Genomic DNA, 9,385 nt, shown 5'->3' with positions numbered 1-9,385 from the left:
TCACCGTCAGTCGAAACGCGCATGTATCCTATCAGCATGTCGGAAAACCTCAAATTTCAGTATTCGTATATTGTATCATTCCGACAGTGTTTTTCGTATATTTTATTGCTATTTGACAGATCGATTTGGAAGATTTGGAGACAGTGTGCGAAAAACAACTGTTTTTCGACATTACAGTTTGTCACACACTCCGCTTTCTTTAATAGCTTCCCGGATCTTCCTGCAATGCAGGTTCTCAATATAGAGCTTCAGCCATGATTCGACCCAGTAGGGGATCTCTCTTCCTTCATTCCCCCAGTTGCTGATCGTACCGCCGGTCGTTCCTAAAATCTCAGCAAACTCTTTTTTGCTGAGACCGGCAGATCTGAGCATATCGTTGAAAGCGTATTTGTCCATTCCCATCCCATACTTATTCGTTTGCAAAATTCTAACCCAATCTCTTCAAATGTTTACTAAATGGGCTGTTTTTATTTTTTGATGCTCTTTATTTGTATTTATATAATCAAATGTGAATACATTCAGGCATTTCTTTGCACAACGCCATAAAATTACATATAGGTATTTAAAAGTGATTAAATATATACAAATAGGTAGTCGAGGCGTTGACATTGCTTATATATGGGTATATAATACTAATATATATAATCATATGTTTATTAATCAAATCCAAAGGGAGCAATCTAATGGCAGAGGTTATCTACAATGGCATCGATGTCCTGATTGACGAAGGGCGTAAAGAGATGATCATCAATCCCAGGGGGGAGCGGTTTTACTTTGTGGAGTGCGAGGGGTACAAAGATATTTACACCAATGCGACGATTACACGCGAAGAGGATGGATCGCTGATAGTCGAAGGGGATCAGGAACTCTATACGATCCATGACGCTTCGGGGTTGAGTTATGAAAAGCTGTTGTGCGCCCATCCCGAAGCGCTCATCCGCAAACACAGCTTTCTGGGCATTCGATGGTACTCGGTTCATGGAATCCTCAAACGCCAGGTTCACAGCCGCTACCGCTGCTTGAACACAGTGTATCGGATTCATGAACGCCTGAAGCTGATATCCCAGAGCATCGAGGAGCGCTAAGATGAAACTGGAGATGGTCGCTGCGAATTCGCTTCATCTATGGACAATGGTTTTTTTTCTGATGATCGGGGTAGGGTTCATTCTCTTCTCGAAAAAAGGGGAACTGGTATTTGCAGGGGTGATTTCACTCGCCGGTGTAACAGGGATTGCGTACACCAATCACATCCAATACTTGGGGGAGCGTTTTTTGATGGAGCAGTTCCATGAGGGAAGCGCTCTTGTGTGCGGGATGTGGAGGGGGGAGAGTGCCAAAGTTGATCCTTTAAATGGATGGAGCTATGAGGAGGGGGTAGGGTTTGTCAAAGGGGATGTGATCATCAATGATCCGGGAGTGTGCAGCGTGATCGGCAAACCGTTCCCAGAACCCTCTGCTGTTCCCTACTGGATGGTATTGGTGAGTGTAACAGGCGTGTTGATGATGCTCCGCTTTGCTCTGTGGCGTGATGAAGAGAAAAACCCGCAGACCGACGATGAGAAAAAAAATGCAGCTGACGATGACCCGGACCGTCAACGACCGTAAGCGCTGGTACCGCCTGGAAGTGGTCCCCAATCTCTTTGGAGAGTGGCTTCTGATACGAAGTTTCGGATCTTTGAACAGGGCCACGCCGATGCGGATGATCTCTGAAGTGTTTGGGGATCAAAGTGCAGCTATGAAAGCCTATGAAGAACTTCTGAATCGGAAGCAAAAACGGGGATATGAAGTTTCGATGAGATGGTAAAGAGTGCGAGAAAAACGATGCTATCCTTCACCCTCCCGTATCTGTTTGACGGAGGAAATTAGGGAGAGTGAAGTGATGTTCGGAGGTAGTATAGCATGAAACTGGGTTTCAAAGAAAAATTTGTCATGATGACATGGATACCCACGGCGGTGACGTACATTGCGGGGGATAAAACATCCGCAGCGGTGATGCTGGGAGGGAATGTAACCGGATTGGTGCTTTATGCTTGTCGGGACTGGATCCGATTTAATCAGAATGTGATGAAAATTTTCAGAAAGATCTTTTAGCGCGCATCAAAGCGGCGGAAGCAGATCATGGATATCGAGATCCCACTCTTTGGCAAGAAGGATCAGATGGCCAAGGTTGTAATTGGCTTGATTCTGACGGAGTTCGATGCGCGCAATAAAAGAGGTAGAGCTGTGTCCGAGAATATTAGCCAGTTTCAACTGGCTGATGTTACGCTCCTTTCGAAGCGCTTTTATGTGATTGGTTAAAGCGTCGTAATACGCTTTGACATCGGGATATTCCTCTTTTTTGGACACTATGACCGCCATTCTTGTTTGAATAAGCGATTCTAATGGAGAGGCATATTTTAAAACAATCACTATTAAGTGAGTAAAAAGGATTATAAAAATAGAATAACACTCATTCGTCAGGCTTCATTAATATTTAGTGGATGCTTGTGCTTGATTTATTCCATAAAGAAAAGGTAGATGATGCAAGGATTGTTGATAGGGATTGCAAATACGTTTTTTTGGTTTGTGCCATGGTATAGCTGGACACAAGAATTTATGGGTGAACAAATCAATATGACCCAAAATGGCTCACATATCGGGGGGATTGCGTATTTATTGATTGCAGCTTCTATATTGTTTGCAATTTTTTCTTATCAGAAAAATCATCAATTACAAATCGTTTTCGGTTCTGTCCAGCTTGGGATTGCACTATTGCTCATGACCAATGGAAACCTTTCTTGGGGACTTCCTGCAATCGCCATTGCATCAGGTGCAGGTATTTGGATCGGAATCAAAGAAAAAAAAGCAGCTTTATCCATTCAAGCAAATGAGTTGAAGGATTGAGATGGATTTGATTGTTCAGCTTGTGCCTCTGGTCTTTTTGATAGTTGTCACAAGTTTAGTTTTATTCAAACGGCGCTCAGATCATTTCGACGCTGATAAAGCGGGCGGGATAGATCGAAATTTTGATGGTAAGCAGTAAGTATCATGAAAAAAATCGTTTTATCTGATCATACGGCTTCACAAATTGACGCGGCCGTGCAAGAGAGACAGCGACAATATCATACCAGTCTCTTTTCTTACAACGAAGCAATCATAAAACGAGATGCTCGTAAAGTACAGGCGCGTTCCCGATTCTCTGACGCATGGAAGCAACGTCATATATGGGAAATCATTGGCGGAGTTTTCAGCGTTATCGGTGCCTATGCGGCACCTAAGCCTTCACGCCCCAGAATGCAAGCTGCCGGAGATAAAGAAAAGATTTGGAGTGCCGGCAATGAAGGGGAAAAACGGGTAGAGAATTTTTTAGCTGAAAATCTTGATGATCAGTGGACATTGATCGGCGGCTATAAAAATGCCAGAGGAGAGATCGATCAGATTTTGGTCGGTCCGCGAGGTGTATTTGCTATCGAAATCAAATACAACAACGGCACCATTTTCTGTGACGGGGATAGATGGTGGAGAACCAAATACGATAAATACGGCAATATGGTTGAGTCTAATGTGCCAATAGCTGATAAACGAGGACGAAGCCCAAGTCGACAGGTCAATGAATCGTCTGATTTGCTTCAATCGTTTCTCCAGAAACGTTATCCCGCAATTCAGGTCTATCGCTCGATTATCTGGGCACATAATCGTTCTAGATTGGGGGATTTCAAGAATCTCAATATTGACTATACCGCCATTGTTCATGATTGGAATTTAGATCGATTTTTACAAACTTCGACCTATCAACTGGCTCAAGAAGAGCAGCAACGAATTATTGAATCCATTCGAAAAGATCATGCTTATTACAATAGACCATATAAAAAATAAAAGGAGACTCATTGAAAAATACAACAATTGCCCTCATAGCTTTGCTGTCCGCCGTGACGTTAATACATGCTGATCCAGCACCATTTGGGATGCAAATCGGAAAAGCAACCGCGGCTGATGTCAAAGCCAAATACTCCATTAAAGAGGCAGGTGTGAATAAATACAGCAAAGGTGCTATGTATGAGCTTGACCCGTCTGAATTGTCTTTGGAAGGATTACATTCAGCAACGATTGTGTTTGGTTCGGATGGAAAATTACAAGCGGTATTGTCCACATTGTCGAAGGATAAATTCGACTATTTATTTGGCACATTAAAAAAGAAGTACAAGCTTGTGAATTCCAGCATTCCATTCGTTGGAGACAAATACGTCAAGTTTATTGACGGAAATACGGAGATTACTCTAAATGCTCCCCATATGAGCTTTGAAATGGACATGAATTACGTCGATAAAAACTTGATGAAAAAATTCAAGCAGCAGACGGCAAATGAACAGCAGCAAAAAAAGAATAAGGAAGCTTCCCAGCTTTAGTGGGTTGAGTCAATATAACAAAAGCATTGAATGCTTCAAAAACGCAAGGAGAAGTTTAATATGATGAAAATAGTAAGTGGATTTTTGGTGATAGGGATTCTTTCGTCCAATGTATTTGCAGGATGTTTTGAAACTGCACAGACGGGATGGAACGTTGGACTGGGAGTGCGTGGTGGCGCTATGAATGAACAGCATGCAATGAATATGTGTCAAGCACAAATCTCAGTCTTTAGAGGAGAAGCGGCTGCTTTACAAATCGCATATGAAGCTTGTGTGGCTGCGGCAACTGGAGGATCACTTCAGCAAGTCATCACCAAGCATTGTCAGTAAGTAAATTATCTGTTTTGACCGTTTTCATAATGGTTAATGCCCCAGATAGTGCTCGGTGATTGAGGCCCGATTGTGCTTCATCTCCCAACTCACCGTTTGGAGGCTTTGCTCGTAGGTGAAGCCCGCTTTGGCGTATTCGAAAAGTCTGCGTTTCGCAAAATTCCAGCGCAAACCGTGCGAACCTTCCGGATTAAGTCCGATTCGCTCACAGGTGCTACGGATAGCATGACTGTAGCGCCGTCGGTCGAGTTTGAAAGTTTTGTTCATTTTCAAATGCTCTTCAAGTTCGATATAGGTATCAACACCGATCAGCACATCCCCTTCCTTTCCCCCTTTTTCCTTGGTAAAAATGACCCCTTTATCGGTTTTGGTGATCGGATCGTGGCATATTCCATGCAGCTGATCGGGTTTGATGAGGCTGACCCCCTCGATACGCGCTCCTCCCTCATATTGGATTCGTGCCGCTAAACGGTGATGAGGATCTTTGAGCGATTCGATCAAGAGTTCCGGATCTTTGTAGGCGCGGTTGTGGTAGTTGTCGGCAACCAGATCAAGATCTCGGGTTGTATCGAGGATTTCCTGTCGGATAGAGAAATCGTATTCCCTGGCTTCACCGTATTGGGACAAGGTATAGTGCTTCAGGGCAATTTCGAGTTTGCCCAAGGCGGAGGATATCTTCTCCAAATACTGCTCGCTCGGATAGTATTCGATCTTGTATAGCATGTAGTCGGCGACCATCGCACCGGTGATCTCTTCGGCATTTTTAACTCCCCAATGTTCTTTGAGGTAATTGAGAAAATTGTTCCACACTTCGCGATATGTGCATAGGGTACGGTAAGACGCAATCTTTTGATAATGGGGATGATTCGGATCGATTCGCTCCGTTTTTTTAGCCCCTTCGGCAAACACCGCTTTTGCCAGAAGCCCTGTCTGGTAATATACTGATCCACGCATACTCATCCTCCTTTTTTTTGAAAATCAATGAACGGATTCAGCCGCCGTCCGGCAGTGTGTTTAGTCATTCTGCTCTTTTTTTTCGATGATAGCATCCGCATCGCTGACAGTTCGGGTAATGCCTGTAAGAAGCAAAAAAATATAAGTGATTCAAAGACCCTTTGCGATTCAAAGCTCGCCACACTTTCTACATGGTTCATAGCCAGTTTCAACAATCCAGTAGACATATTGAGTAAAACCGCGCTCTTTTGGTTACGGTGGTACGTATGCTCCGTAGAGGATACTGAGCTCCATCGATTTGCAACTAAAAATTGAAAACATAAAACTCTAACATGGAAAAATGTTCGATGATCATGAGGTTTTTTTGAAGAGTGTGCGTTTGTTTTTTACGGTTTCTGTTTTGAATGGAAAATGGAGAAAAACTCCCAAAATAAGGGAGTTTCTTGAAATGAGTCAATCAAGCATGAAAACAGTGCATAATACAGTACCGAACACTTGAAAAAACAGCTATTTCCCTTTTTCCGCTTTCAGCTTTTCGTATTTTTGCAAGATTTCTTTGCCATAATTGCTAGAAAATATCTTGTTTTGCATAAAATCAACAAGCCCTTTTGGTAGATCATTGGCTTGGGTTAACTGCTCTTGTACTCTTCCAAAGCGCTCAATTTCATCCATCCATCCGAACGTGTAATACGAGGCAGAAACTGAAAAGATCGACATTGACCGTATTAGTTTAATGATCGAATATCCCTTTAGAGCATCAGCCCATAGATGCAGCATAGCATTTGCCTCAAGTTCATCAATGAAAACTTTCTCATGTTGAATGAACTTGCAACGCACCGATTTTTCTTTGACATTAGCAATGGTTCTATCGCTGATTTCGAACAGCTTGTTGGAGTATTCTTTGGTGATTAAACCACGAGTATACATGCGTAAGCCCTCTCTGATTTTATAGAGTTCTGGCAACGAATGAGTATGATACCGTCCTCCATAGCTAAGCCACATTCCGACTATATAGCTTCGCTTATAGTCTTCTTCCAGCAGTAAATGCAAGACCCATTTTTCATCTGTCGTCAGTGGAACCGAAATCCCCTGATGTTTTTCGTTACTCATATATGGAATTGCTTCATCGATCATTTGGATTCTCCTGTATTTTCATTTTTTTCCAGCTCATTCCACAGTTGAAATATTGTGGAATGAGCAACATCAAACCGATGGTATTTTTTGAGATAAAGGCTGATTTGGCGGAAACTGAAATCTTGTTCAAGCTTCAGCATCCGCACAATTGCCCAATATCCAAGCAGTTTTTCACGGGTTGGATCCGGCTTTTTGATTTTGCGAATAAACTGATCTGCTTTTTTCTGCGATAGAATCCGAATCTCTTCGAGCTTCAATCCTCTGAAAGATTTTTTTCGAAGAGATTCGTTTTCATCATGGGCATTTTTGATAGCTGTAATCAGCGCACAATATTCGAGAATACTTTTGTCACTATTCCCGTTTTCCTGACGCAATTTATGAAATCGGTTGGTCTTTTCTGCGAGGATTTTGATCCGCGTCACTATGTCGCTTCGGCTAAAGTAGCGTAGCAAAGCCGACTGTTGCTCGAACGATACTTTGAGTAAACGTTCGATAATGAACTGTATCTCATCAGTCATGATTGAGTTCCTTTTTCAGTTTCAAGAAGCCATTTTGCAATTTCAGTGATCTTCCACATGCGCTTTTGACCAAACATTACCCATGGAGGGATGATCTGCTTTTGCAAAATCACTTTTTCTGGAAGGGCTTCCTCTCCTCCGAATAATTTGCTTAAAGCTGAATAACTGCTTCCCCACTCAGATGCTGCTTCTCTAGAGTTTAAAAGCCATTTTTTATGTTTTTCGTACATCATTTCGACAAGTTCTTTTTCTGTCATTACCTTTCCTTGAATTTCAAAAATATTTACGCATAGCTATGTGTTAAGAGAAGTATAAAAAAGAAAATTTTGGAAAGAAATGGAAAAAAGTCTGAGAAAATAACGGGGATTTACGATATGCGATTATTTGAAGATTTGTGCAACTATTTGCTTAATTTAACCAGAAGTTGTAAATTTATTAATACGTTTCAAAACGAAACATTTCCGGTTATTGGCTTTATCGATACGATTTTGTATAATACAAATGGGATGAATTTGACAGAGTAAAATATCTCTAAATTGAGGCGCAGAGGTATTTTAAATATTACAATAAATGGTTTTTCTGGAAAAGCCATCAATAATGATCGAGTCATGAAACTTTGCAAGACGTGAGTTTTCTTTGAGTTAATGACAAGTTTTGATAACGTTATCAAGCTGAATCAGTTCGAATGATTTAGAACATCCACAATATACACAAATGGACAGATAATCAAAAAATTGGTTATCAATTAATTTTTTGATTTGTTTAAAAAATGCGTTCGAGTGCACATTGTGAATTGGCCATTTACGAAGTGTTTTTGAATGACACCATACGAAAGATTCAGATGAATCTCTTGCGTGACCAAGTCATGAAGCTTTTAAAAGGATTGAACCAATTCTTTAAAAAACCTCGAATTTCTAATGTATCAAACAAGCGGTTGCTTAACGAAGCTGAGTTTGCTTTATATATGGGACGCAGCGAAAGCTGGGTTTCAAATCTTAGAAAACAAGGAGTGCTGCATGATGGGAAACATTTTCATTACATTAATGACTTGGTCTTGTACAATCGCGAAGAAATTGAGAACGATATAATCTCAAATATTTTTCGTTAATAATTCATTTTCATCCTATTTCGCCTCGCTCCTAATTTCTCTTTTCTTTATCACATTCCAGAGTGAGAGGTGAGGAGATGACGCAGTTAGGGGCTTCAAAGCTCCCAAATTTTGGGCATACTTCTCCGCAGTTGAAATTCCACTAACTTTATTTACGTTATAATTCCGTCGTTTCGATTGATCGTCGAATAGCCTCTTCGCCTTTTTCACGCTCGGCAAGAGCATACCATCAACTGTCGGTTGTGCTGTACAGTTTGTTCCGTGTCCATTATGTGAGAGTCTTGGATTTAGGTCGGTATGAGAAGGTGCAGAGAGCATAGTATCTACCACAGCGCCACTTTTCGCGTGTGATCGATCCCCCTTTTGGTTTCCCTGTGAGAGCCGGCCGCAGCCGCATCAACTTCTACTCTTTTTTCTATATTTGGGGTACTGCATTATGGGCAGAGACTATGATGGCCACAATCAAAATATATACTTCACCAGACGCTTGATGATACGCCTATCAAAAATGGAACAATAAAAATGGAGATTTTGAGTAAGGAACAGGTACCAAGTGTTCCATTGAATTACTCAACGGGAAGCCGAGAGGCTTCCATCACTTGGGAGTGATAAAACACTTGGTACCCCGCTGAATAATCGCAACGAAGGAATCATAGTTGAAAAGATGAGGGATGTTAATAAATTTTCACAACCGTACAAACAGTATCAAAACGTTTCAGTAAGTTGCAATTTTTTTCATGAATGGAGGGGTAAGGGATGGTTTGTTGAAAACATAAAATTATCAAGGAATGAAAAGCTTGAACTCAGATTGATGGTTGTAGTAAAAATGTAGTAAAAAATGATTTTTGAGTTTTCTTAAAAAGAAGAAGAAAAAGCTTTGAAAGTCCCTATATTAGGGGTGGTGCGGACGAAAGGACTTGAACCTTCACACCGTGAGGCACCAGATCCTAAGTCTG

The 9,385-nt window shown here is 41.4% G+C and carries 16 protein-coding genes; 10 read left to right on the top strand and 6 right to left on the bottom strand.

The window, feature by feature from the left end:
* Window positions 1-171: 171 nt before the first annotated feature.
* Window positions 172-396: an XRE family transcriptional regulator gene (locus E0765_RS03385; RefSeq protein WP_132811825.1), complete on the bottom strand. Its 225-nt coding sequence runs from the start codon at window positions 394-396 to the stop codon at window positions 172-174.
* Between the two features lie 287 nt (window positions 397-683).
* Here E0765_RS03385 and E0765_RS03380 point away from each other — a divergent pair, with 287 nt between their 5' ends.
* The 4 genes from E0765_RS03380 (at window position 684) to E0765_RS12440 (ending at window position 2,091) form a co-directional block, all read left to right on the top strand.
* On the top strand, window positions 684-1,085 hold the full coding sequence (locus tag E0765_RS03380) for a hypothetical protein (protein ID WP_132811824.1): 402 nt from the start codon (window positions 684-686) through the stop codon (window positions 1,083-1,085).
* A gap of 1 nt (window position 1,086) precedes the next feature.
* Complete coding sequence (locus tag E0765_RS03375; RefSeq protein ID WP_132811823.1) at window positions 1,087-1,605, top strand: hypothetical protein; 519 nt, start codon at window positions 1,087-1,089, stop codon at window positions 1,603-1,605.
* The gene (locus tag E0765_RS03370) at window positions 1,580-1,804 is read left to right on the top strand and encodes a WGR domain-containing protein (protein ID WP_165921647.1); all 225 of its coding nucleotides are present in this window, start codon (window positions 1,580-1,582) and stop codon (window positions 1,802-1,804) included. The genes E0765_RS03375 and E0765_RS03370 overlap by 26 nt, the downstream gene beginning before the upstream one ends.
* Before the next feature lie 125 nt (window positions 1,805-1,929).
* Window positions 1,930-2,091: a hypothetical protein gene (locus E0765_RS12440; protein WP_165921646.1), complete on the top strand. Its 162-nt coding sequence runs from the start codon at window positions 1,930-1,932 to the stop codon at window positions 2,089-2,091.
* Window positions 2,092-2,097: 6 nt separating this feature from the next.
* Here the strand turns inward: E0765_RS12440 and E0765_RS03365 are convergent, their stop codons facing one another.
* The gene (locus E0765_RS03365) at window positions 2,098-2,358 is read right to left on the bottom strand and encodes a helix-turn-helix domain-containing protein (RefSeq protein ID WP_132811821.1); all 261 of its coding nucleotides are present in this window, start codon (window positions 2,356-2,358) and stop codon (window positions 2,098-2,100) included.
* Between the two features lie 159 nt (window positions 2,359-2,517).
* Here E0765_RS03365 and E0765_RS03360 point away from each other — a divergent pair, with 159 nt between their 5' ends.
* From E0765_RS03360 to E0765_RS03345, 5 genes are read left to right on the top strand one after another with little or no spacing between them, the layout of a single operon-like run.
* Window positions 2,518-2,883 carry a hypothetical protein gene (locus tag E0765_RS03360; protein WP_132811820.1) on the top strand — a complete coding sequence of 122 codons (366 nt, stop codon included), beginning with the start codon at window positions 2,518-2,520 and terminating at the stop codon, window positions 2,881-2,883.
* Between the two features lies 1 nt (window position 2,884).
* Window positions 2,885-3,022: a hypothetical protein gene (locus E0765_RS12435; RefSeq protein WP_165921645.1), complete on the top strand. Its 138-nt coding sequence runs from the start codon at window positions 2,885-2,887 to the stop codon at window positions 3,020-3,022.
* A 5-nt stretch (window positions 3,023-3,027) separates the two neighbouring features.
* Window positions 3,028-3,855, top strand: coding sequence for a nuclease-related domain-containing protein (locus E0765_RS03355; RefSeq protein ID WP_132811819.1), 828 nt, complete (start codon window positions 3,028-3,030; stop codon window positions 3,853-3,855).
* Window positions 3,856-3,866: 11 nt separating this feature from the next.
* A complete protein-coding gene (locus tag E0765_RS03350) occupies window positions 3,867-4,385 on the top strand; it encodes a hypothetical protein (RefSeq protein WP_132811818.1) in 519 nt (172 codons plus the stop codon).
* A 60-nt stretch (window positions 4,386-4,445) separates the two neighbouring features.
* The gene (locus E0765_RS03345) at window positions 4,446-4,715 is read left to right on the top strand and encodes a hypothetical protein (RefSeq protein ID WP_132811817.1); all 270 of its coding nucleotides are present in this window, start codon (window positions 4,446-4,448) and stop codon (window positions 4,713-4,715) included.
* Window positions 4,716-4,748: 33 nt separating this feature from the next.
* On the opposite strand, the gene E0765_RS03340 is transcribed toward E0765_RS03345, so the two are convergent.
* The 4 genes from E0765_RS03340 to E0765_RS03325 form a co-directional block, all read right to left on the bottom strand.
* Window positions 4,749-5,669: a site-specific integrase gene (locus E0765_RS03340; RefSeq protein WP_132811816.1), complete on the bottom strand. Its 921-nt coding sequence runs from the start codon at window positions 5,667-5,669 to the stop codon at window positions 4,749-4,751.
* A 507-nt stretch (window positions 5,670-6,176) separates the two neighbouring features.
* Window positions 6,177-6,803 (bottom strand): hypothetical protein, encoded by a 627-nt coding sequence (locus tag E0765_RS03335; protein ID WP_132811815.1) that lies wholly within the window; start codon window positions 6,801-6,803, stop codon window positions 6,177-6,179.
* Window positions 6,800-7,321, bottom strand: coding sequence for a hypothetical protein (locus E0765_RS03330; protein WP_132811814.1), 522 nt, complete (start codon window positions 7,319-7,321; stop codon window positions 6,800-6,802). The genes E0765_RS03335 and E0765_RS03330 overlap by 4 nt, the downstream gene beginning before the upstream one ends.
* Window positions 7,318-7,578 carry a hypothetical protein gene (locus tag E0765_RS03325; protein ID WP_132811813.1) on the bottom strand — a complete coding sequence of 87 codons (261 nt, stop codon included), beginning with the start codon at window positions 7,576-7,578 and terminating at the stop codon, window positions 7,318-7,320. Before E0765_RS03325 ends, E0765_RS03330 begins: the two co-directional genes overlap by 4 nt.
* A 584-nt stretch (window positions 7,579-8,162) precedes the next feature.
* Between E0765_RS03325 and E0765_RS03320 the strand changes: the two genes are divergently transcribed.
* Window positions 8,163-8,429, top strand: a complete 267-nt coding sequence (locus tag E0765_RS03320; RefSeq protein WP_132811812.1) for a hypothetical protein — start codon at window positions 8,163-8,165, stop codon at window positions 8,427-8,429.
* Window positions 8,430-9,385: the final 956 nt, after the last annotated feature.

Origin of the sequence: Sulfuricurvum sp. IAE1, assembly GCF_004347735.1 — a bacterium.
Classification (GTDB): Bacteria; Campylobacterota; Campylobacteria; order Campylobacterales; family Sulfurimonadaceae; genus Sulfuricurvum.
This window is presented reverse-complemented; position numbering and strand designations above follow the sequence as displayed.

Coding starts and splice junctions, on each gene's coding strand:
- E0765_RS03385 (WP_132811825.1), bottom strand. CDS start 396: ATGGACAAATACGCTTTCAACGATATGCTCAGATCTGCCGGTCTCAGC.
- E0765_RS03365 (WP_132811821.1), bottom strand. CDS start 2,358: ATGGCGGTCATAGTGTCCAAAAAAGAGGAATATCCCGATGTCAAAGCG.
- E0765_RS03340 (WP_132811816.1), bottom strand. CDS start 5,669: ATGCGTGGATCAGTATATTACCAGACAGGGCTTCTGGCAAAAGCGGTG.
- E0765_RS03335 (WP_132811815.1), bottom strand. CDS start 6,803: ATGATCGATGAAGCAATTCCATATATGAGTAACGAAAAACATCAGGGG.
- E0765_RS03380 (WP_132811824.1), top strand. CDS start 684: ATGGCAGAGGTTATCTACAATGGCATCGATGTCCTGATTGACGAAGGG.
- E0765_RS03355 (WP_132811819.1), top strand. CDS start 3,028: ATGAAAAAAATCGTTTTATCTGATCATACGGCTTCACAAATTGACGCG.
- E0765_RS03325 (WP_132811813.1), bottom strand. CDS start 7,578: ATGACAGAAAAAGAACTTGTCGAAATGATGTACGAAAAACATAAAAAA.
- E0765_RS12435 (WP_165921645.1), top strand. CDS start 2,885: ATGGATTTGATTGTTCAGCTTGTGCCTCTGGTCTTTTTGATAGTTGTC.
- E0765_RS03320 (WP_132811812.1), top strand. CDS start 8,163: ATGAATCTCTTGCGTGACCAAGTCATGAAGCTTTTAAAAGGATTGAAC.
- E0765_RS12440 (WP_165921646.1), top strand. CDS start 1,930: ATGATGACATGGATACCCACGGCGGTGACGTACATTGCGGGGGATAAA.
- E0765_RS03360 (WP_132811820.1), top strand. CDS start 2,518: ATGATGCAAGGATTGTTGATAGGGATTGCAAATACGTTTTTTTGGTTT.
- E0765_RS03345 (WP_132811817.1), top strand. CDS start 4,446: ATGATGAAAATAGTAAGTGGATTTTTGGTGATAGGGATTCTTTCGTCC.
- E0765_RS03375 (WP_132811823.1), top strand. CDS start 1,087: ATGAAACTGGAGATGGTCGCTGCGAATTCGCTTCATCTATGGACAATG.
- E0765_RS03330 (WP_132811814.1), bottom strand. CDS start 7,321: ATGACTGATGAGATACAGTTCATTATCGAACGTTTACTCAAAGTATCG.
- E0765_RS03370 (WP_165921647.1), top strand. CDS start 1,580: ATGACCCGGACCGTCAACGACCGTAAGCGCTGGTACCGCCTGGAAGTG.